The following is a 22,279-nucleotide window of genomic DNA, read 5'->3' as shown; positions in this document are numbered from 1 at the left end:
TTATGTCTTAGTCCACAAAACCACAATTAGAACTGCTGACATGCATTATCAGGAGATAATATAGCTATTTTTAGTCATCAACACGAATATGTTTCGACAGTGTATCGCTGACCTGCCTCCACGTCTTGCTCTTCTTCTGCATGTATCTCACCTCATTACGGGTGAGGCCAAGACTGATTCTGTCCTCTGGCCGATCAAATCTGAGGAAGTCCCTGATAACAAGGGATTCAATCACATCTTCCATGAATATCAAATAATTGCTTCTGTCGTATCTGAGGGACCGAACCCAGGAAAATTTGGTACCAATGAGGCACACAGAGAAGAATACCCACAGCATGACGGATCTCAATGGGCTCATTTTACCGTTGAATATCATCATATCTCGTACCCCGTAGTTACACCCAATCATCAGATCGCGAATTTTGACGAAATTCTTCTGAAACCTCTCAATCAACCTGCCCTGGTTTGATGGTACTCCAGGTCCCATGTATTCAAAATCTTCCAGCTCAGACCTTGGATAGGCTGTTATGCCAGATAAAATGGCGATTCTGCAGTAGAGGTCCACATCCTCGCCTGCAGTCAGGTCTCTCCAGTTTCCCGCTTCAGAAAGCAATGATGCAGGAATTATGGGCAACTCAGAAAAAAGCATTCTCTTCTCCGCAAAACTGACGAATTTGAAAACAATGTCCGCGTGCGAATAATCGTATATGTAATCAAGATCAAAAATGGCCAGGAACTTCCCATAACACCTAGTGGAAAGTTCTCTCTTGTTTGTGCCGCACACTTCCCCACTTAACCTCACGACCCTCACGCTTGGAAAGGCTGCCTTGATATCCACGGCTGCTTCCGCTGCGGGGCTGTCCTGCTCAGAATATCCTATGACAATTTCGGTTGGCACGGAGATTTCATCCGCAATCTCAATTATTCTCTTTATGGACTTCGAGTAATACCTTGGTTTTCCTGAGATCAGGGACATAAATGAAACCGTGTATTCTTCCGGGTCCTTTTTGAACACGGGGATAACGCGCACTAATCTTTCTGACAGTTCCTCAGTCAATGATTAAAGATGCTATTCTGGATTAAATCGTTTCCGTATTCAGTCCAGGAATTTCAGCAGCTTCAGCGATGGCTCTATATTTCGCTTTATTGCCTCATCTATACCGATCCCTTCTTCCTGAGCTAATTCACACATTCTGACAGTAGTTTCGTGGTCTAGGAGGTGCTGTTTCCCACTCCTGTCATACAAGAGGATCTTGCCTAGGCTTTCGCATTCGATCATTGATCCTGCATCGCTGGAAGTAGTTTAGGATATTGTTACATTCTCTGGAATAACCGGCCCGGGAAGATTCATTACATCAGTGAAGGTAGGGAAAAATTTCGCTTTCTTGATCGTGCAGATGGGCAATTGAATATATACGTTCTTATGTATATTGCAGTGATCTGATGAGTTTAGACGTAGATAGCTTCATGGAAGAACTAAACGAGCACGTCATGAGCTCCGGGACCATTATATTCCTTTCCGAAAGGGGATCTGAGGAATGGGATGTCCGGAGGAGTGATGGAAAACTCTTCTTTGGCAAGAGCAAGAGTCAAAACGCTCATTTCCGGTCAATCCTGTCAAAGACCATTGCCAGGAGCAGAATTGTTTCGATCACGCTTCATTCATTAACGCAAGACCATGACCCTATAACCGGGTATTCTGTGATGGAACTGAGGGGCTATTTGCTATCTGTTGAGAATAATACCCTCAAATGGTACATGATCGATGCAGAAGATCTGATGGAGTCACGCAACGCAGATTCCAGATCCGGGGACCATGTTGAACAGACCCAGTCAGTTGTTTACTGTGGACCCAATGACCGGTGTGTAGACTGCAATGGTGTAGAGATTCTCAAAGTCACCATAGGACACGGTAAAAACGTCGCACGCAAGCAGTGATGTGGTTCTTGAGATAGCGTCAGACAGAGCCGGTTGGACAGTGCGATTCGACCTATATCACTATTTAAAGCAAATGTAATAATTAATTAAGGCGGGCAATATGACCCTCTAATGGAAATAAATGCAGTCAATCTCACCAAGACCTTTGGAGTTGAGCGTGGTGTAACCAGTCTTAATTTCAAGTTCGACAAACCTGGTTTGGTTGGCTATCTCGGCCCAAACGGGGCGGGAAAAACGACCACACTGAAGCTCTTCAGCAATCTCCTTTTCCCAACTTCGGGCGAGGCGCTCGTAAACGGCATAAATGTGAGGGAAAAACCGGCAGAAGCCCTTTCCAATATATCTACACTGGTTGAGTCACCCGAGCCTTATCCGCATCAGACCGCTTCTGAATTCCTTCACTTTGTGGGGAAGATCAGGGGCATGAGTTATAGTGATACAGAGGCCAGGATAAAGGAACTCTCGGATCAGTTGCACCTTGAATCGCTTACAAAGAGGACCGGAAAGATGTCCAAGGGAAATAAGCAAAGGGTAATGCTGGCTGCAACATTCTTGCCTGATTCTGATTTATTACTGCTTGATGAGCCCACAGGGGGCCTGGATCCTGCAGAGGCAAAAGACGTAAGAAATGTCCTGAAGGAGATGAAGAAGGAGAAACTCATCCTAATGAGTTCTCACCTACTTTACGAGGTCACAGATGTTGCAGATGATATAATATTCATCAATGGTGGGAAGATTCTCCTGATCGATACTGTTGAGAACGTATCAGTTAAATTCGGAGGAAAGAACGGAACAGAAGGCCTGGAAGAAACCTATATAAAGCTGATCAGGGAGGGGACTCTATGATCTCAACCAGCAGCCAGATCAGGGTTTATATGGAACAGAACCTTCAGTTTTATTTGAGGACAAGACGCTTTATTGTTTTTCTCGTTCTTGTGGCTCTGATAACGGCACTGATTTATTCCCTCATGGCTTTCAAGGTAATAGCTGTCCCATCGGATGAAGTTGGCTTTGATACGCTCTTTTACAGTTTTGTAGGAGATGTTGTGCTCATACTAGGATCGTTCCTAGGCGGAGACGCCATGGCAACGGACTTCTCACTCAAGACAGGGACGTTTGTCCTTTCCCAGCCCTCTAAGAGATTATCAATCCTTCTAGGCCGGTACCTTGGTGCTCTTGCTGTCGGTGCCGCTATAATTACGCTTTATTACATTCTTGGCGCATTGGGTATGGTCTATCTTTTCCACGGCGTTCCAGTTGGTGTGGGAGAATCATATCTGCTGGCGCTTCTTTACACTGCCTCGGCAATAGGTTTCGGTTTCCTGTTCAGCTCCATGTTCAAAAATGGATCAAGCGCAATAGTTGCGACATTTCTTGTAATGTTCCTGATATTCTCTATCGTGCAGGGAGTTCTTGATGTTACCAAGATCGAGCCGTGGTTCCTTCTCACCTATGGCGGCGGGGTCGTCACCACCGTGCTTTCTCCCTTGACCTTCACCCACATACATGTTTTGAACGAGGGAAGAGTCTCTGTTACCACATACACTCCTTACGTCTGGGAGGGTATTGCCATAATGGTGGGCTATCTTGCCATAAGCCTCATAATATCCATCTTGATATATAATAGAAGGCAGATCTGAACCTATCCTTATCTATTTATATTAATATTCCACTTTTCTCGGATCAGGCATTATTTATTACCTGATATACCCAATATATTTTTATGTAATTTTTACTAAGCACTATTTAGTGGTTAAATATGGAAAAAATGATTAAATTCGACAACGGAAAAAAGGAGGAGATGGACGCTTTCCTCGCCACTCCGCAAAACGAGGGAAAAAATTTTGTACTGGTCATTCAGGAGATTTGGGGACTCACAGACTTTATAAGATCCGTAGTACGAAGAATTACCGACCTGGGCTATGCAGCCGTGGCTCCCGATCTCTATTCCCGGAAGGCGCAGAAGGGAAAATTTACACAGGAGATCATAATGGAGGCAATGCAGCCATTCTGGGCACTCTCTCCGGAGAAACGGAGAGATGAAAAAGAAATTGAGAAAGTCATGTCAAGGCTTTCGGATAATGCAAAGGAAGTTGTTAGCCAGCTTATGTTCAACCGGGCAAAGCTTGAGGATCAGATGATCGCTGATCTGAAGAAACTTGTCAGCCACATGGAGTCGCTGGGATACAACGGGAAACGCGGCGTCATCGGGTTTTGCATGGGTGGCGGCCTAGCCTTCGAGCTATCCACACAGATCCCTATTGACGCTTCCGCTATATATTATGGCGCGAACCCAAAAAACCTTGAGGCTCTGGGAAACATTAAGGGCACCATACTTGGCATCTATGCGGGTGAAGACAGTGGTATTAATGATGGTCTGCCTGATTTGATGAAGGCAGTGCTGAAGCATAAGAAGGAATGGGAAATGAAACTTTACCCTGGTACGTATCACGCGTTCTTCAACCATACTGGAATGAGTTATAACGAACCCGCCTCAAAAGATGCCTGGGAGCGCACCGCCAGATTTTTTAACAAGATACTTGGAGGGAAACAATGACATCCAGGAGGGAGGAGGGGATCCTTGACGGATGTTTCCTTACTTGGGTAGCGATTACGGAGAGGCAAAATAAGAAGGAGGAAAAAACTAAGTCTTGAGGTTATCCTTGAACCAGAACGCGCTTTCAACGGGAACTACAAGGACAGGGTTGTCTCCGAGGGACATCCTGTTTACGTTGGAAAGTATCTTCTCGTGGTATTCCTCCCATTTTGCATCCTCCTGATTTCCTCCAGACTGTGAGACAAATAAGCGCCTTGCCCTGAACAGCGCATCTGTAACCTCAGAATTTACCGTATCGTAGTCTTTCCAGTAACCTTCAAGATATGCATATATTGTGCTGTATATCATATCTACTATATTTTTCCTGACAACATCTTCTGCAGTCAGCTTCACCTTTTCGGTGGTGGAGCTAAATTCATGGTCAATCCCCGCCAATCTTATCTTGGATTTCATGTCGTCTTCGGAAAGCAGGACTGAAACCTCGCATCCGTATTTCCTGTTCTCAAAATCCTCTTTTGACAGGTAAGTGAATATGATGTCGGTTGGTTTCATCGCGGCAATGGTCTTTGCAAGATCACTCCTGGAATAACCAATGACCTTGTCATGGCTCTTTCCTATGTACGAAACGATTTTCATAAGCTGCGTCCCTCTGCTTTCATATGTATTTTCTCATGAGATAAGGACAAACGCGTATTTACCATTTGCAACATTTTCTTCCCGGGAAATTTCCATCACTTTTTCTCTGGAAAATGTGCTATCACGGTCCCATCATGATCTGCGCCCCTAGCTATGGTTCCGTATACCTCAAGATTTAGGCCATTCACAACATGTATCCTGATCCCTGACCTTTTGGCTATGTTAAGCGAGGTGATATCCATGAAAACATTAGGTCCTGCTCCAATGGAGGCATATATGGAAAGTTCAATCGCCTTGTCGTAGTCCAGTTTCCTGAATTTCCTGGCATCAGGAATTTTTTTTGGATCACTTGAATACACTCCGTCCACGGAAGTGGCATTTATGACCTCACGGGCGCCAATTCTTTCGGCAAGAAGAACGGAAACTGTATCGGTGGTATGCCCCGGTTCGGTGCCTCCCATCACGACATGCCTGTAAAAGTGGGACAGTTCAGCTGCATCGTTAACGGTTGTAGGGATCTTCGTATTGACGTTGGTCAGGAACGAAGCCGCGGCAAGGGCATTCATCCTTGTAGCGTTTATCCCTATCTCGTCCAGCACGTTGTCATTGACATTGAATTTCTTCAGTTCCCCAATGTACATTCTCGCCAACCTGCCACCGCCAACCACAATTCCGATCCGATCATAGGTCTCTAGCTTCTCGATGACCTCGGAGAACTTCTTCAGGAAATTCATGTTTAGGGAGTCCCCATACACAATCGATCCTCCCAGTGATATTACCAATGATTCCATATCTTTCCTTAGATTAAGATTATATACGATTATAAATTTTCTCAGCAGATGGACGACAGCGAAACCCAGATCAGGAGATACGAATTCAAGAAAGCACTCAATGAGTTGAATAAACTTCACGGGAGAGGTACGGAGCTGATCTCGCTGTACATACCACCGGACAAGCAGATCTCTGATGTTGTCCAGTATCTAAGGGAAGAGTACTCCACGTCTTCAAACATAAAGTCAAAGTCCACGCGCAAGAATGTGCTTGCGGCCATTGAATCCATTATGTCGAGGTTGAAATATTATAAAACACCGCCTGAAACGGGACTTGTGTTCTTCGTAGGCCACGTTGCAACCAGGGGAGACCAGACAGAGATGTACACAAAAATTGTGGAACCCCCGGAACCTTTCCAGACATTCATGTACAAATGTGATTCAGTTTTCCATCTGGAGCAACTACAGACGCAGCTGGGTGAGAAGGAAATATACGGCCTGATAGTGATGGACAGGAAGGAGGCAACCGTGGGGATGCTCAGCGGTACCAACATAAGTGTTGTAACCAATGAACAATCGCTAGTTCCAAGCAAGCATCATCAGGGCGGGCAGTCCTCGAGGCGATATGAGAGGCTTATAGAAATCGCCGCGCATGAATTTTTCAAGAAAGTGGGGGAGATCGCGAATGAAGCCTTCATGCCATACATAAGGGAGATGAAGGCAATTTTCATAGGTGGGCCCGGCTCTACCAAGAATTACTTCTTTGAAAGGGAATTTCTTAGGAACGAGTTGAAGAGCAAGGTGAATGATCTCTTCGATATTGGTTATACGGACGAATCTGGACTCAGAGAACTTGTAGAAAAAGCCTCCGCCAACATAAAGGACATGAAAATATCCCGGGAGAAAGACCTTATGAACCGGTTTATGCTGGAAATTAAGAAATCTGACGGCGGGCTCGGCGTCTACGGGGAATCGAATGTTTTATCCGCCCTGAGGGCAAAGACCATAGACCTGCTGCTCGTGTCCGAGGACCTTGATAAATCACATGTTAAACTAAAATGCCCTACCTGCGGCAATGAAAAGGAAACTTTCATCGCTAGCAAAATAGAATCAGTCAACTGCGAAAAATGCGGTAGTCAGATGGAGTTCGTTCAGAAGGAGGACTTCCTGGAGTATATTTTCAAGCTGGCCGAAGCTTCTGGTGCCAAGATAGAGATCATATCGGATACAAGCGAGGAAGGAAAACTTCTGGAAAGAGCCTTCGGTGGTATAGCAGGAATACTCAGGTACGTTCCAAAGGAAACCCAGGTACAGTAGCGCTGAAAACTGCATGGATCAGGGGTTAACAGTCTTCGACGGCACGGAATCCAGAAGAAACACATCCTTTGCCGACTTTATCGTATTCAGGGGGATAATATACCTGCCCTTGCCATCCTTTTTGAAAGTGGCGGTAACTGTGCCTACTGGTTTCACCAAAAAATTCTTGACACTCCCGGTGTCAAGATCTATGACTAGATTCTCGATTTCGCCTATAATGGTACCATCAGTGGATACAACATTCTTTCCCATAAGATCAGAGGCGAATTTCCTCATCGATCCAATATAGACAAAGGAGTAATTTAATCTTTACACAGGGTGCTATGTGTTGTAACCCCGATCTTCAGATCCATTCTTTGATTGTAAATTTATATTAATCCGGCTCCAGTCTGTGATGTTTTCCACCTACATAGAGGGCAATATAAGTTATGGGGAGCAGGTAAAAGCCAAGTATCATGGTTATATCGGCTGCAGATATCACTGCTGTTCTCCCGAATTGGAGAAGAGCAGATAAATGTGCAGGATTCGAAGTCACAATTATTGAGATTATCCCAAGCAGCACGCCGAAAAATTCAGCATAATTATTTTGACGGTTAACAAAAAAGGCAGTAACAAAAACAACAATAGCGGCTAACACTGTACCGTATGTCAGGAATGCTGGCACAAGGTTTGCAATTCTCAGGATTGCGGCACCCACCAATATGACAACGCCCGAAGCGTAAAGAAGCCATGACAAAGTTCTGCTAAGTCGCACCAGTGCACATGGATTCAAGATATAAAACAGGCATCTAAAAAAATAAAATGATAGAAAAATTATGGTGGGCTACCTAGGTGCTGCAATACTGCTGGAACTCCAATGATCCCCGCCATCACTGCTGCAAATATGAAGAACAGCCAGAAAAGAATAAGCGCGATCCCAAAGTACATACTCGGCTTCTTCCCAGCTTGCATGCTGTCAAAGGCATAAGTCGCAGGATAGGTAAGAATTCCCGCAATTCCGAAAGCAACATACATTCCGAGGGTAGCAATAGGGCTCTGCGTGTAGCCATAATGGTAAATGACTGAGCCATAATAGATGGCCATTATTCCCCCAAGAAGGGCCAAAAAACCAACAAGCTGAAGCTTCTGTCTTAGCGCGAGGCTGAGCGCAACTGCCAGTGCTATTATACCCAAAACGAGGTAAGTATCGCTGAAAGCAATATTATAGAGGCTAGATCCACCTGGAAATGGCCACGTCATTTCCTGCCAAAGAGCAAGGACCGTGATAACGGCTCCAAGAAATCCAAGGGGAAATACGGCAAGCCTAAGAGTATTTTCTACGTTTTTTGGCCCATCTTTCCTGTATTCTAGGTAGGCAAGACCAGTAACGTACGCAACTATGCCACTTAGCATCGCAAGCGATACTAGTTCAAGAGCCAGATCATCTATGAATGGCATTTTATATCATCGCCGTTATCTAATAATGGAATAAATAAGTTTTCTCTATTACATAATTGTCATTCTTCATTAGAATACCCTTTTACGCAATAACGACCTGCTGACCATGTTCAATGGTGTAGCCATCTTTCCGCGATGTAAGCGAAATGGCGGAATATGACTGGTTCAGGTTCAAAATCGTGATTAAAATCGAATGCATCCCTTTGAATAGTACCTGATTATAAGGGTCAACATGGTCTCTTCCATACTAGTGGAATTCCTGAAGATATTCATGCCTCTATTTGTGGTTATTGATCCGTTTGGGAGTCTGGTGCTTTTCATGTCAATGACCGCTGGAATTACGCAGCAGAAGAGAAGTTTGATAACAAAGGATGCTATTATTTATGGAGCCATAATATTGCTGTTTTTCGTGGTCTTGGGAAATTATATTATCGAGTTCTTTGGCATATCCATAGTGGCTCTGGAATTCGCCGGAGGTCTTATTCTGCTTATTATGGGTATTGAAATGGTCAGGGAAGGGGACAAGCCAAAGTCAGCTGGTGGTAATATTGAAGAACTTGATGTCGGAATAGTCCCTTTTGCAACTCCGTTGCTTGCTGGCCCGGGAGCAATCTCGCTCGTGATTATACTTACAAAGGGGCCGTTCTTCCCCGACTGGGTATTCACAATCATTTCGGTTCTGATCATTTTCGCAATGGTATATGTATTTTTCAGATTCTCGGATCCAATCCTCAAGGTCATTGGAGAGAAGGTAATGAAGGCTACAACCAGGATATTCGGTCTCATCGTTGCCGGTTTTGCCATACAGTATTTCCTCAATGCCCTGATCACCCTTGGTCTCCCATAGACACATCGTAAAGGCTAAACCAACGCCTGAGGACATCCGAATGAATTTGCCTGAGAAGGTTACTGGTTAGACTTCTCCAGCCTGCTGGAAAGATCGTCAAACTCCTTCCACAGTTCTTCCGGGAAACGCGATCCGAATGACTCAAAGAAAGGCCGCACCTCTTCCAGTTCCGCCAGGAACCCTTTGTTGTCAACAGAAAGGATTTGCCTGAGCGTTTCTGTGGGTGCACCTCCAGCATCAAATTTCTCAGGGTCCGGGAGGTACCCTATTGGTGTCTTGATAAAGTCTCCTTGTCCGTTAACTCTGTCAAGGATCCACTTTACGACATACATGTTATGAGAGTATCCGGGCCACAAGTACTTGCCATCCGTCCCCTTTCTGAACCAGTTGACGTTAAATATTTGAGGGGGTTCTTTGAGTTTTCTTCCCATTTCAATGTAATGCCTGAAATAATCTGCCATGTTGTAGCCCACAAAGGGGCGATTGGCCATGGGGTCATTTCTCAACACACCAACAGAACCAGTTGTCGCAGCAGTTGTCTCCACTCTCTGCATCGCTCCAATGAGCACTCCTGCATTCCAAGAATAGGCCTGGTATACGAGCGGGATCAGATCCTTTCTTCTGCCTCCGAATAGGAAGGCAGAGACCTTTACGCCGTCCGGGTTGTCATACTCCGGAGAAAGAAACCTGTAATTCGAAATCGGCGTGGTGAATCTTGAATTGGGATGGGCAGCCGTTCCTTGTCCGCTGTATTTTTCGCCTTTCCAGTCCACAAGGTCTGCAGGCGGATCTCTCATGCCTTCCCAGAAGGGTATGCCTTCGCTGTCCACTGCTACATTCGTGAAGATGGTGTTTCTGGCAATAGCATCCATTGCGTTTGGGTTGGTCAGTTTGCTGGTGTGTGGAGCAACTCCAAAGAATCCGCTTTCCGGGTTCATGGCGTGGAGCCTCCCGTCCCTCTCGTGCATCCAGATTATGTCATCGCTTATGAGATACGTTTTCCACCCCTCCTTCTTGAATGCATGCGGCGGATCAAGCATCGAAAGGTTGGTCTTGCCGCTGGAACTTGGGAAAGCTCCAGATATGTAAGTAGTCTTCCCAGCAGGATCTTCTATTCCTATGAGCATCATATGCTCAGCCATCCACCCCTCTTTCCTTCCCCTATAAGTTGCAATCCTAAGGGCATGACATTTTTTGCTAAGGAGCGCATTGCCGCCATAATTGGTATTGACACTCATTATGAGCCCGTCTCCCTGGTTCTCTTCTGGGAAATGGGCGATATATCTGTTGTTGGGATCAAGATTCCCAGTGGCGTGAATGCCAATTACAAATCCATTAGACCTGAAAAGCTCCTTGATCGCTTTCTCCCCGGACCTTGTTATAATCATTAGATTCACCACAACGTAAACACTGTCAGTGATCTCTATCCCAGCCTCGCCGTAACTGGACCCCTCTGGGCCAAGCCAGTAAGGGACGACAAACATGGTCTTGCCAGCCATGGAATCTTTCATTATGGAATATATCCTGCTCTTTGCATCATCAGTATGCAGCCAGTTGTTCGTAGGTCCTGCATCATCCTTGCTGCCAGAAGTACATATATAAGTATTACCCTCGGTCCTGGCTACGTCATTTGGATCACTTCTATATAGGTAACAACCAGGGAACATCCTCTGATTGAGCCTTTCAAGCGCACCCTCCTCCATGAGTATATTTATAAATTCCTCCAGCTCGTTTTCGAAATCTCCAACCACTCTTATATGTTGTGGGCGTGTCATCTCAGCGGCTTCTATAATGGCTAGAACGACCCTGTTGTAGACTTTCTGATTTTTCCTTGAAAGAAATCCAAGCGATTTGCTGTTTTCAATCTCAGAAAGAAGGCGTGACAGATCCTCGTCCTCGGGGTTTATAAAATATTGCTTATTGAATGATAACATAACAATTCTTTATCTTTCTTGATATATTAATATTTAGGGTATCCCTTTGGTTGAAAAGTAAGCAATCGACGATGTCCCTGGATGAACACAAAGGAATAAACAGCAATAAAATAGCCGAAAAGTCAGTGATTCATTGGCATGGCAAACGTTAACGGAGACTTTGTGTTATATGAAAATGAGTGCGACATTACAATAATTTCAAATACAAGTACGTATGTACCTGGAAATTATCATTCTCGATTAAAGTCCATTCACTTCAGGTGGAACCACCTGACGATCTGCCGATTCAAATCCGTTACCTGCGATTAAGTCATAATCAGTTGGAGAAAGAATATCTCTTTTTTGCGTACTTGTATAACCTGATCCACAGGGCAAATGACATTATCATGATGATTATAACCATGAAAATATCTATGGCATCCGTCTTCAGCAGGTTACCAGCATTTAGTGCGCTGACAATTGAAGCCATGAGACCGTGTTTCACAGAATATGTGGTGCCATTTATGGATACAAATTCAGATACCGAAAGACCACCCCAGTAGCTTCCTATGGCCGCCATAGAACCGGTTATTAGGCTTGGTATAATGGATGGGATAATTAGCCGCCTAATCTCCTGCAGCTTTCCGAGCTTCAGAGTTTTTGCCACCATCCTATATTCTTCCGGAATTGAAACCACTGCACCATAGACATTGAAAAAGATGTACGCCGCAGCCGAGAAATAGGTGACAAGGAGCACCTCGAAGTTAAGGGCCAGATCATACCCCATTGCTGGTGCAAGCGCCGGAACAACGACAACCACTAGAGTTGGCACAAAGATTGGAATCGGTATGGAATACATTATTTGCATCAGTGCAGTTGTACTCTTTCCGCTTTTCTGCCGGTTTCCCAGGTAGATTGCTAACGGCACCATTGTGATGATCGAAATCCCATACGTTATGCCGATCCTCAAAAAATCAAAGGCGAGACCTAGGGTCGCGGTAGAAAGAAATGCAGGAGTTATGAAATATGTGACAAAAGCTGCATAGAATCCTGCCAATGCGACTTCATAAATCCCAAAGGCTATAGTGGAAACTAGCAGCAACCCTACAAGTGCATTAACTAGACGTTTTGACATTGCGTACCTTTTTTTTTCGGTGGTGGAACGTCTGGGAGAAAGAACTGAACCCACACCTGAAATAACATTCCCTGCAGACATCATTATCCTTTCTAGCCTCTCGCCGAAGTAATTGGTGATGGCGCGTGTTTCCCTGCGTTTCACGTTCCTGTCATTAGAAGTTACAAACTCCATTGTGTATTTCTTTGACCAGTCAATAAGGGGTGATATTACAAAGTAGAAAACTAGGGCGATCGCGACTATGACAAGGATCACAAGTATAAGTATGGCGGAATAGTTTCCAGATTCAGTGAGGGAATACGCAATGGAACCTATCCCAAAAACAGAATAATCCTTTATACCGACGGTTATTACTTCGCTGAACGTGATGTAGAAAAGGGCGCTTGCGAACGACGGCATCATGTTTGAAATTATATTTGGAACAGCGATGGGATAGTACACCCTCCTTATCCTGTTTAGAAGGCCGATTCTGTAAACCTTTGTTACGTTCTCAAAATCCTCGGGGATTCTTGCCACTGCCTCGTACACACCAAGCACAAGATTCCATATCACAGCAGTGAGTATCAGGAAATCAGCTGAAATTTCGACGCCAATTCCACCCTTTAGGGTGAAGAGAAAAAAACTCAGTATGATCGGAAAGAACGAAACCACAGGAACAGCTTCCATTACGTCTGTTGTGGATATTATAATCGCCTCAGCAGCTTTTACGCGGGCAGCAAGTATACCAAAGATGAGGCTGATGACGATGGAAAGTAAAAGCATTGCTCCGACCCTGACGAAAGTAACAAGGATCGCGAGGGCGATTGTCCCTAGGAGCTGGATGGTCAGCAATGTCTCACCATAAGGGTATGGGCAGATATAATAAATAAAATTTGGACGCCGAAAATTACATGATTACTGCTGTTAAAATGCTATACCGTCAAGATAATGGATCAGGTCACCGATAACTGTACTTACAGCAGGATTCTCGCTCGTGATCAGTATGAAAATCATTGTGGGTGAAAGCAGATCGAATCGCAGACCACTCACGTGAATTTCCAGGCTGGCAGCGTAGACAGCCATCGTTACAGATGGAGAGGCCAGCCCCAACTTTATGCTTATGTTGTCCTTGGTCAAATTTAGGCTCAGAGAACTGAACCCAGATCCATGGTTGGTATAATGCATGGAAATATTCGCGTTCTCAGGGGTTGCGAGCATCCCACTTTGAATGCTGCTGGAAACGGTGAAACAGTTAAGAGAGGCGCGCAGGGCTTGAAGCTGTCCAATCACTGAAACGGCTGAGGAAGGATTGGAAGCATAAATCGTCGAATTCCTTACGGATGACAGGAAACCCAAGTTAAATAACGGAGTCAGGAGGTGCATCAGGGAATTGTTAATACCCAAGTTGAAGACCGTTAATAGGTCCACGTTCGATATGGAGAACACCGTGAACCCATCGTAGGAGGTGCCTGTGGAGAATTTAGGAGAAGATAGGTTAAGCTTGGATGAAGCGGTTCCGGATGTAATTGTCGCGAGAGGCGCGTGCACGACAACTCCTAAGGAACCGTTTACAATGAATGGGTAATATGAGGTGTTACCAGTGGAGACCATGGCATAGAAAACTGACTCGGAAGGTATAAAATTCTCCGGGTTTTCAGCCCTGGAATTTCCATTCTGAACGCTGGACAGGAAGTAGATTCCTGACGCTACAAGGACCGCGGCAATGGAAACGATCACCAAGTACTTTACTGAAGTTTTCACTGTCTCAACTGCTCATTAATGAAACGTATTTAACCGTACTCAAGTATGGGCAAAGAGCATCCCGAAATGCTGTTCTACATAATAATTTTCAAATTTCATCCTTTCACCAGATTCAGCAAGGAATCCTGACAAAATAAGCAGATTCCAGTAGCTGTCCGGCTTCGCGTTGACGATCATGGCATCTGTGATGTCCATTGCTTCTGAAAATGTCTGGTTCTTGAAATAGCCCTGAACGATCTCGTCGTACTTTGCAGCATCTTCCGAAAAGCCATACGGCCCGTCCTTTGTGTGGGTATGAGCCATGTCTGCGCTGAAAATAACTGAAACTTCCTTTTCGTATTCAGACACGGATTTGAATAATTGCCTGCCAAATCTGACGAGAACTTCTTTTCTGTTTATCCTTGGCTGTCCAATCATCACGATATCTCCACGTTTGAAGAACTTCAGCGGAATTATGGTTCCGAAGTCTACTGGAAACACGGAAACTGGACCAGAACTGGATGCGAATGTAACTTTTTCGGTGAACTCCGGAAATGAGTTTACTATAATTTCTGCAAGTTTTCGATCGTTTGAGTATCTTGCAGTAATCAACCCCTTCTTTATTCTGTACGTGCCGTGGAGGTGTTCCGTCATTATTATGCCTATGTTCTTTGTCAGTCCTATTCCGTGGGGTGAGATGACAACCCTCACCGGGGAACGGTCAAGGGCAGTCGCTTCGGAGATTTTCTGCCTCATAATCCTGCTCTCCTTATCTGGCAGGTCAATCAGTTCATCCCCGTGAGGAATCCAGTAAGTGCACCTTAGTACCATAAATTAGAAAAGCCCTTGCTTATAATATAGTTTGGGCTTTAATAATATAAAAAAATGGGTGTCTTATCTTCTTTCAATGGGAATATACTTAAGATCAAGTTCTCCAGTATAGTTGTCCAGCGGCCTGAATAGTTTGTTGTTCTGCCAGTATTCAAAGAGATGTGCACACCATCCGACGGACCTGGAAGACGCAAATATTGGAGTGAAGAGTTCAGGTGGTATACCGATACCGACGTAAAGCGGGCCAGCAAAGAAATCTATGTTCGGCCAGATTCCCTTTGTCTTGCTTAGCTTCTCTTCCATAAGCTTTTCTGCTCTCAGTGCTATTTCCAGCAGTCTTTCCACAGCCGGATCTGTCGTTTTTTTCATGAAAATTTTAAGATAATTGTAGACGATCCTCGCCCTTGGATCATAAGCCTTGTAAACGCGGTGCCCGAATCCCATGATCTTCTGCTTGCCTTCAAGGGCATCTTCAATGTAACTTTCCGTATTATCAGGTTCTCCGATGGCCTTTATCATCTTGAGTGCAGCCTCATCTGCCCCACCGTGAAGGGGGCCCCTCAAGGTTGATATGCCAGACACGACCGCAGCATACACATCGGCAAGCGTTGACCCGGTTACCAAGGTGGAGAATGTTGAAGCGTTACTACCATGTTCGGCGTGAAGGATGAACATCAGGTCGATGAGTTTAGCCGACTCTTTATCCGGTTTCCTTCCAGTGAGCATGTACAGGAAGTTCGCGCTGTGAGAAATTTCTGGATCAGGAGCGATAACAGGCTTTCCCTGCATGTATCTCCCGATCATGGCGACGATCGTTGGCATCTTTGCAATCAGTTTAATTGCTCTGGCTTCCGTGGCATCCTTACCCTTGTCTTCCATATCCGGATCGTAAGTTGGCAGAAGGGAAACACAGGTACGCAATATATCATTTGCATTTGATCGACCCGAAAACTCGGCTATGATTTCTTCTATCGCCTCCGGAATGTCCCTTTCGTCCTTAAGTTTCCTGACGAAATTCTCATATTCGTGCTTTGTAGGCAGGTGACCATAAAGGATAAGAAAAGCTACCTCTTCGTAATTTGAATTCTCCGCAAGTGTCTCAATGGGATATCCTCTGTACCAGAGTTTTCCATTAATGCCGTCTATCTTGCATAGTTTTGTCTCTGCAATATAGATACCATCGAGCCCCTTATTGATTACAATTTCAGAATCTGTCATAGTGCTACAATAACGCAAGCATACTTATTCTTTTAGACTGATCATCCCTTGATAATGAAGAATATGGCAACTGTCAAATCATTGGGGGACAAATAGTTCGAAACCACTCAAAAAAAGAATGAGTTGAATTACTCTCTTTCGTCCATTGGAACATATGGAAATGGTCCACTTTCTCCTGTATATAGGGCCTTTGGCCTGTACAGCCTGTTATCCCTCACGTACTCCAGAGATCTTGCCACCCATCCTGTTATCCTGCTCACGGCGAAGATCGGTGTGAATATTTCTGAGTCGAAGCCAATGGAACTGTACAGTATTCCGGAGTAAAAGTCCACGTTCGGAAAGATTCCTCTGCTGCCGAGCTTGGAGATCATCACTTCCTCAATTTTGTTTGCAGTTTCAAAGAGGCGCTGAGTTCCGTGCATCTTCGTTATCTCTCCCGCAAATTCTCTCAGAATTTTCGCCCGGGGGTCATAAACCTTGTACACGCGGTGACCGAATCCCATGATCTTTTCTTTATTGATTATCATTTGCCCAATGATTTTCTCTGCATTGGACGGGTCACCAACCTTCTTGATAAGAGCAAGGGCTTTCTCGTTTGCGCCTCCATGCAGCGGTCCCTTGAGAGTGCCGATGGCTGAAGTCACTGCGGAGTACATGTCGGAAAGTGTAGAAATTGTAAGCATCGAAGAGAATGTGGATGCGTTCATTCCATGATCAGCGTGCAGAATAAGGGCAGCATCCAGCATCTTTGCTTCTATGTCACTCGGTTTCCTCCCAAGTGATTGGTAGAAGAAATCTGAGGAAATTGAGAGGCTGTCGTCGGGCTTTACAATTTCATGACCCTTATGTATCCTATGTATCGCACCCACAATCGTTGGCATTTTTGCGATGAGTTCAAGCCCAAGTTCTTCCTGCTGTTCAACCGTTGGCTCCACAGACCTTGAATCCTTTGCCCCTATGTACGAAACAACAGTTCTCAGGGATGACATAGGGTGTGCCTTCCCTGCTATCTGCCTGATAAGGTCGTATTCGTCGTTCTTCAGAATCCTTAATTTCTTCAGTTTTTTGATAAAATCAGTATATTCTTTCTTGTTTGGTAGTTTACCATAGAGCAATAGATATGAGACTTCCTCAAAGCTTGAGTTTTCAACCAGTGTGGTTATATCGAAACCTCTGTATACAAGTCTGCCCAGGGTTCCATCCACAAAGCCTATCTTTGTTTCGGCTGCAATCACTCCTTCCAGTCCTCTGGCAAACTGCGGAGCTTGTTGTTCTGTAGTTGGCATTTTAGACACCTATAAGAATATCACTTGACCTGCGTTAATTAACCTTGCGGCTTAGATATGAGAGACAAGTGGCCCATATTGTGCCGGCCGTCGCGGACATAATCTGTCACGCTGGCAGAGAGTTGTTTTCCAAGGTATAAGATTTGAAATCACACGCTTGTTTCTGAAAAGATTCGAGCATTTTCACTGGTATGGAAATAAACTTGATTACTCGTTATGAATATTATGATGCATCGGTCACAGGGTGGATAACGTCCTTTACGGTTTTTACCATCCAGGAAATAAACCCAGATTATGCCTTTTGTACTTTCATTTACAACTCCAGGTGCAAAAATGTTACCTCAATTGAAAAAGCCTTTCCTAATTTCTAGTGTACAAGGGCAATGAATTTATCCGGCCACTTGATTATTGCATATGAAGGTAGCTGAAATAATCCTTGACGGAAAGCAAGCATGTGCAGTTGAAACACCCTCCGGGCTTTTAAAAATAACCGATCTGATTGGAACAACAATAGGTAAACAAGACTTATCGATGCGCGATCTCGTAAATAACGGCGTTCTTCTGGCAAAGCTGAAGCACGCACTCACAGAGATAAGAAAAATGGACGTTCTGCGCAGGGATGAAGTCAGGTTCCTGTCTCCTATTGGGTCACCTGAGAAGATACTGTGTATCGGGCTGAACTACCGGAGCCACGCAATGGAGACCGGAAAGGAGGTTCCGCAATTCCCGACCGTGTTCAGCAAGTTTAACAACGCCATCACAGCGAACAATGAAGACATTCGAATGCCTGACACCGTCAATAAGGTGGACTATGAGGGGGAACTGGCAATTGTTATTGGGAAAACTGGAAGGAACATTAGTGCTGAAAACGCCCTCGATCATATCTTTGGATATTTTCCTGCTAACGATGTTTCAGCTAGGGATATGCAGTACAGAACAAGCCAGTGGCTTATGGGAAAATCCATAGATGGATTCTTCGCAACAGGGCCATACATCACTACTGCCGATGAAATACCAGATCCCCAGGGATTGAATATTACAACAAAACTGAACGGCGAAGTGCGACAGAACTCGAATACCTCAAAAATGATCTTCAGCTGCAGTTACATAATAAGCTATATTTCGAAGTACATGACTCTGAAGCCAGGAGACGTGATTTCCACAGGAACTCCGGAGGGTGTAATCCTCGGGATGCCAGAGGAAAGACAGGTGTGGATCAAGAATGGAGATGTTGTTGAGATAAAGATAGATAAACTTGGAGTGTTGACAAACAGGTTTATCCGCTAGCCCTGGCCCCTCGGGGATTGCTTGCTTGGTGTTTGTTTACTCGAATCTCGCCTCTAATCAAATCTCCCGTTTCATTTCTCACCAGGAAGAGGCTGTATGGCAGAATAGCGATAATCGAGAGCCTATTGCCATTCCTGTTCCAGAGGTATATTTCATTTTCCGTGAAAGTCAATTCCTCTGCAAACATGCCGTCAACGTTGTACCCGCCGTCACGACGGCAGATGCTCTCAAAGGTCACAATAGCCTTGGACTCAACAGCACTTCTCCCCATTTTAGACCTTCTGCGGGCCATATTTCCAAATTAGGCGGTCTATTATTAATCCTAGGGCTGACATTTGCGCCTGTGCATTAGCTTGTCACGCAATATCTTTAAATCCAAGCCAGGGGAAGACAGATCAGAGATTCACTCTGATTCTGTCTTTGAAATTCTTCCTGAATTTCTGTACCTTTGGAGAAATAACCGACCTGCAGTAGGGTGCATTCCCATTCCTGGCAAAATAATTGTGGTGATAGTCCTCAGAGGGATAGAACGAAGTGAACTTCTCCACCTGGGTTACTATTGGCTTTGAAAACCTGTGCTTATCTGTAAGTTCTTTAATGACGCTGGTGACAAGTTTTCTCTGATCATCATTTGTGTAGAATACCGCGGACCTGTATTGAGTTCCAACATCTTCGCCCTGCCTGTTCAACGTAGTTGGATCATGGGTTTCGAAGAATATTTCCAGTATATCTCTGAGGGTAATTTTTGAGTCATCAAATATGACCCTAATCGTTTCCGCATGTCCAGTTTTGTCGGTGCAGACATCCTCATAGGTAGGATCTGTCATTGTTCCCCCAGAATAACCGGACACAACATTAACAACACCGTCAATCTCGTTGAATATGGCCTCAGTACACCAGAAGCATCCTCCTGCAAGATAGATAGTCTCGTTCATACTTATTCACCTTCTTCCTTATCCGCGATAAATCTCATGGAAATAGAGTTAACGCAATGCCTGACATTCCTTTCGGTGAAACCCTCCCCAAGGAAAACATGGCCGAGGTGACCATCGCATTTTGAGCACCTTATTTCTGTCCTCATTCCGTCTGGATCTGGCAGGCGTTTTACTGATCCACTAATTTCTTGATCAAAACTTGGCCAGCCACAGTGCGCATCAAATTTATTCTCCGACCTGTAAAGAGGTGCCCCGCACCTCCTGCATACATATGTCCCTTTCCTGAAATTAGTTTCGTATTCACCGCTGAATGGGGTTTCAGTTTCCCTGTAAACTATTACTCTCTCCTCAGCCCTGGAGAGCTTGTTCCATTCCATGTTTTTGTAATAATTCTGGGTATTTAAAATTCTACAAGTTCCTTATGAAAATTCAGTGGAGCATTACGACTGTAATAAGTTTTCTAATTCGTGAATATTTCTCTGGAAACATTGAAATGACCAGATCATGATCTTCTCTGTTGAAAATCTTGATATATCGTGCAACAAAGGAATATACGAGAAACCCAAGGGCGATATACAGGACAAAGAAATACTCACTGAATCCTACAAATTTAGTCAGTGCTTCTGAAAAAAGCCACACAACTGCAAACATTATGGCCGCAGCAATCCATATCTTTGCAAGACCTATCAGATCCGCACCCCCAACTTTTTCCCTGAATGCAAAAAACCCCATAGCAGCAAAATTTGCAGCATAGACTGATGAAAATCCGAGGGAAGCTCCAAAAAGTCCGTACCTCGGAATGAGAAGAATTGAGATTACTATGTTTGTGCTCAAAGCCGCAATGCTTCCAAAAACAAAAAGGTAAGTCTTCCGGACGGATGCCACTGCCTGGGTGTATATATTCTGAGTAACAAAAACAGCGGAAAAAACCATTATGATCGCCAGCGGTAGAGCGCCGGCCGTATAAGAGCTGCCAGCAAGCAGGTATATGATCTCAGGGGACAACGCTGCAATGCCAAGCGCAGCGGGCACGTACAGGGCCGAGAGTAAAAGTGATGAAGCTATCACATGATCTCTGATCTCTGTCCTCTTGCCAGTGGCAAAAAGGTGGGAGAATTTTGGGAGCAATATGTTGTTAAATGGTACCGCAATGAATCCGACGCTGCTGGCAGCAAGTAAGGCAAAATTATATACCCCCAGTGCGGAAAGGGAGAGAAGGCCCGTAACGATAAATCTGTCAGCGTATGAAGCTCCATAACCGATCAGGCTAGAGAGAAGGACGGGAAAAGAATAAAGCATTATCATGTTTGTGCGTGTTCCAGAGGTTTTAGCGCGTGCGGTATACTTTCCAAGGAATTTCATTACAACTATAAACTCCAGAAGCACGCCAAGGGATATTCCAATTATCCACCCGATAACGATTGACTCAAGGTCACGAAGGTAGAGTGCAAGGCCAATGGCAGAAAAGTAATAGACCCCCCATATTATAGAGTTGATTAGCGCAGATTTTCGAAAATTCTGCAGTCCAAGAAGGGATCCATTAAAGAGACCGAACAACAGGTTACCAAAAAGATCGATGCTGAGCAGCCTGACCAGGCCGGAGTACTGGGAACTGTGAAGAAAAATGGCAGAAACTTCATCGCTGAGCAGAATGAGTGTCAGCGTTCCAATCCCTGCAAGGATAGTTCCTATTATCAATATTTTGTATATCGTGCGCTTGGCCGCGTCGTAATCTTTTATCCCTATATGGTACGCTATAAAGTGTTGGGCTGCTGTGCCCAAGCCGAAAGAAAATACCACTGTGAACAGCCCCACTATTGCCAGAAAGAAGGCAATGGCCCCAACGGTGCCGGTCTGGAAAAGCCTCACAATGATCAAGTAGAACAAAGCGCCAGAAAAGAGTTGTACTCCCGATCCAGTAAACTGAAAGATGGCGTCTATGCCTGTTGACCGTTCACCAGAGAATACAACCATTAACTGTCTGAATAGTACTGAAAAAAATAAATTTATTGGTAAGGCAATATACATGGCTCTGTTCCCTTTAGCTCGCTTATACACAATTTCTTGCCAAGGTTAATTCTCTTCTGGATATAGGGAACAGTCAAAAATGCATGTTTTTGAAGGACACTCATTATCAAAAAGATTGGAAATCTAAGAATTAGTTGAATTCATATCTGGATCAATACAAGGATTGTTTGTCCGGTCCTAAAATACTATATCAAATGGGTTAAGCGCATCAGGAAATGTTAGGCACCTTGTATAATCGGCATTTATTTGCGTATATAAAATAACGAATATTTAAAGAGGTATGAACATATGATATCTTGATTCACATTAAAAATACATAAGTGGTAGTGCATTCTAAGGTTTAACACAATACAAAAATGTAGAGTGGTGCCGATCTCCATTTTTGTTAAGAATTTCGCGACTTGAATTATATTAAGCACTATATT

Annotated in this window: 24 protein-coding genes; 7 read left to right on the top strand and 17 right to left on the bottom strand. The window is 44.5% G+C overall.

Annotated elements, in window-relative coordinates; all coding sequences use genetic code 11:
* Nucleotides 1-70 precede the first annotated feature (70 nt).
* Both QW597_06980 and QW597_06975 read right to left on the bottom strand, forming a co-directional pair.
* Nucleotides 71-1,057: a hypothetical protein gene (locus tag QW597_06980; protein ID MEM0156322.1), complete on the bottom strand. Its 987-nt coding sequence runs from the start codon at nucleotides 1,055-1,057 to the stop codon at nucleotides 71-73.
* Between the two features lie 39 nt (nucleotides 1,058-1,096).
* Nucleotides 1,097-1,279, bottom strand: coding sequence for a hypothetical protein (locus QW597_06975; protein MEM0156321.1), 183 nt, complete (start codon nucleotides 1,277-1,279; stop codon nucleotides 1,097-1,099).
* A gap of 164 nt (nucleotides 1,280-1,443) precedes the next feature.
* Here QW597_06975 and QW597_06970 point away from each other — a divergent pair, with 164 nt between their 5' ends.
* From QW597_06970 to QW597_06955, 4 genes are all read left to right on the top strand, one after another.
* Nucleotides 1,444-1,938, top strand: coding sequence for a hypothetical protein (locus tag QW597_06970; protein ID MEM0156320.1), 495 nt, complete (start codon nucleotides 1,444-1,446; stop codon nucleotides 1,936-1,938).
* 111 nt (nucleotides 1,939-2,049) lie between these two features.
* Nucleotides 2,050-2,784 carry an ABC transporter ATP-binding protein gene (locus QW597_06965; protein ID MEM0156319.1) on the top strand — a complete coding sequence of 245 codons (735 nt, stop codon included), beginning with the start codon at nucleotides 2,050-2,052 and terminating at the stop codon, nucleotides 2,782-2,784.
* On the top strand, nucleotides 2,781-3,578 hold the full coding sequence (locus tag QW597_06960; protein ID MEM0156318.1) for an ABC transporter permease: 798 nt from the start codon (nucleotides 2,781-2,783) through the stop codon (nucleotides 3,576-3,578). Before QW597_06965 ends, QW597_06960 begins: the two co-directional genes overlap by 4 nt.
* A gap of 119 nt (nucleotides 3,579-3,697) precedes the next feature.
* Nucleotides 3,698-4,495: a dienelactone hydrolase family protein gene (locus tag QW597_06955; GenBank protein ID MEM0156317.1), complete on the top strand. Its 798-nt coding sequence runs from the start codon at nucleotides 3,698-3,700 to the stop codon at nucleotides 4,493-4,495.
* Nucleotides 4,496-4,582: 87 nt separating this feature from the next.
* Here the strand turns inward: QW597_06955 and QW597_06950 are convergent, their stop codons facing one another.
* Entirely contained in the window at nucleotides 4,583-5,131 is a 549-nt protein-coding gene (locus QW597_06950) for a hypothetical protein (GenBank protein MEM0156316.1), read from the bottom strand.
* Nucleotides 5,132-5,226: 95 nt separating this feature from the next.
* Entirely contained in the window at nucleotides 5,227-5,922 is a 696-nt protein-coding gene (pyrH, locus tag QW597_06945; protein MEM0156315.1) for a UMP kinase, read from the bottom strand.
* 48 nt (nucleotides 5,923-5,970) lie between these two features.
* Here pyrH and prf1 point away from each other — a divergent pair, with 48 nt between their 5' ends.
* The gene (gene prf1 / locus QW597_06940; protein ID MEM0156314.1) at nucleotides 5,971-7,218 is read left to right on the top strand and encodes a peptide chain release factor aRF-1; all 1,248 of its coding nucleotides are present in this window, start codon (nucleotides 5,971-5,973) and stop codon (nucleotides 7,216-7,218) included.
* 18 nt (nucleotides 7,219-7,236) lie between these two features.
* Here prf1 and QW597_06935 read toward each other — a convergent pair whose 3' ends face one another.
* The 3 genes from QW597_06935 to QW597_06925 form a co-directional block, all read right to left on the bottom strand.
* Nucleotides 7,237-7,494 carry a PRC-barrel domain-containing protein gene (locus tag QW597_06935; GenBank protein ID MEM0156313.1) on the bottom strand — a complete coding sequence of 86 codons (258 nt, stop codon included), beginning with the start codon at nucleotides 7,492-7,494 and terminating at the stop codon, nucleotides 7,237-7,239.
* 97 nt (nucleotides 7,495-7,591) lie between these two features.
* Entirely contained in the window at nucleotides 7,592-7,954 is a 363-nt protein-coding gene (locus tag QW597_06930; GenBank protein ID MEM0156312.1) for a hypothetical protein, read from the bottom strand.
* Nucleotides 7,955-8,031: 77 nt separating this feature from the next.
* Complete coding sequence (locus tag QW597_06925; protein MEM0156311.1) at nucleotides 8,032-8,655, bottom strand: DUF981 family protein; 624 nt, start codon at nucleotides 8,653-8,655, stop codon at nucleotides 8,032-8,034.
* 232 nt (nucleotides 8,656-8,887) lie between these two features.
* Between QW597_06925 and QW597_06920 the strand changes: the two genes are divergently transcribed.
* Nucleotides 8,888-9,502 carry a MarC family protein gene (locus QW597_06920; protein ID MEM0156310.1) on the top strand — a complete coding sequence of 205 codons (615 nt, stop codon included), beginning with the start codon at nucleotides 8,888-8,890 and terminating at the stop codon, nucleotides 9,500-9,502.
* Between the two features lie 59 nt (nucleotides 9,503-9,561).
* Here QW597_06920 and QW597_06915 read toward each other — a convergent pair whose 3' ends face one another.
* The 6 genes from QW597_06915 to QW597_06890 all read right to left on the bottom strand — a co-directional run bounded on the left by QW597_06915 (nucleotide 9,562) and on the right by QW597_06890 (nucleotide 17,604).
* Nucleotides 9,562-11,436 (bottom strand): phosphoenolpyruvate carboxykinase (GTP), encoded by a 1,875-nt coding sequence (locus tag QW597_06915; protein MEM0156309.1) that lies wholly within the window; start codon nucleotides 11,434-11,436, stop codon nucleotides 9,562-9,564.
* A gap of 316 nt (nucleotides 11,437-11,752) precedes the next feature.
* A complete protein-coding gene (locus tag QW597_06910) occupies nucleotides 11,753-13,381 on the bottom strand; it encodes an ABC transporter permease subunit (protein MEM0156308.1) in 1,629 nt (542 codons plus the stop codon).
* Nucleotides 13,382-13,453: 72 nt separating this feature from the next.
* Nucleotides 13,454-14,290 carry a hypothetical protein gene (locus tag QW597_06905; GenBank protein ID MEM0156307.1) on the bottom strand — a complete coding sequence of 279 codons (837 nt, stop codon included), beginning with the start codon at nucleotides 14,288-14,290 and terminating at the stop codon, nucleotides 13,454-13,456.
* 39 nt (nucleotides 14,291-14,329) lie between these two features.
* Nucleotides 14,330-15,100 (bottom strand): hypothetical protein, encoded by a 771-nt coding sequence (locus QW597_06900; GenBank protein ID MEM0156306.1) that lies wholly within the window; start codon nucleotides 15,098-15,100, stop codon nucleotides 14,330-14,332.
* 63 nt (nucleotides 15,101-15,163) lie between these two features.
* Entirely contained in the window at nucleotides 15,164-16,318 is a 1,155-nt protein-coding gene (locus QW597_06895; GenBank protein MEM0156305.1) for a citrate synthase/methylcitrate synthase, read from the bottom strand.
* Nucleotides 16,319-16,446: 128 nt separating this feature from the next.
* Entirely contained in the window at nucleotides 16,447-17,604 is a 1,158-nt protein-coding gene (locus tag QW597_06890; GenBank protein MEM0156304.1) for a citrate/2-methylcitrate synthase, read from the bottom strand.
* A gap of 414 nt (nucleotides 17,605-18,018) precedes the next feature.
* Between QW597_06890 and QW597_06885 the strand changes: the two genes are divergently transcribed.
* A complete protein-coding gene (locus QW597_06885; GenBank protein ID MEM0156303.1) occupies nucleotides 18,019-18,891 on the top strand; it encodes a fumarylacetoacetate hydrolase family protein in 873 nt (290 codons plus the stop codon).
* On the opposite strand, the gene QW597_06880 is transcribed toward QW597_06885, so the two are convergent.
* From QW597_06880 to QW597_06865, 4 genes are all read right to left on the bottom strand, one after another.
* Nucleotides 18,881-19,162, bottom strand: coding sequence for a hypothetical protein (locus QW597_06880; protein ID MEM0156302.1), 282 nt, complete (start codon nucleotides 19,160-19,162; stop codon nucleotides 18,881-18,883). The two genes, QW597_06885 and QW597_06880, sit on opposite strands and share 11 nt — an antisense overlap.
* Before the next feature lie 124 nt (nucleotides 19,163-19,286).
* The gene (msrA, locus tag QW597_06875) at nucleotides 19,287-19,826 is read right to left on the bottom strand and encodes a peptide-methionine (S)-S-oxide reductase MsrA (protein ID MEM0156301.1); all 540 of its coding nucleotides are present in this window, start codon (nucleotides 19,824-19,826) and stop codon (nucleotides 19,287-19,289) included.
* Nucleotides 19,827-19,828: 2 nt separating this feature from the next.
* Entirely contained in the window at nucleotides 19,829-20,203 is a 375-nt protein-coding gene (locus QW597_06870) for a methionine-R-sulfoxide reductase (GenBank protein ID MEM0156300.1), read from the bottom strand.
* Between the two features lie 52 nt (nucleotides 20,204-20,255).
* Nucleotides 20,256-21,800 carry an oligosaccharide flippase family protein gene (locus QW597_06865; protein ID MEM0156299.1) on the bottom strand — a complete coding sequence of 515 codons (1,545 nt, stop codon included), beginning with the start codon at nucleotides 21,798-21,800 and terminating at the stop codon, nucleotides 20,256-20,258.
* Between the last annotated feature and the right edge of the window lie 479 nt (nucleotides 21,801-22,279).

This window comes from Thermoplasmataceae archaeon, assembly GCA_038729425.1.
Classification (GTDB): domain Archaea; phylum Thermoplasmatota; class Thermoplasmata; order Thermoplasmatales; family Thermoplasmataceae; genus B-DKE.
Note: the sequence above shows the minus strand (reverse complement) of the source record. Positions and strands in the feature narration are given on the sequence as shown.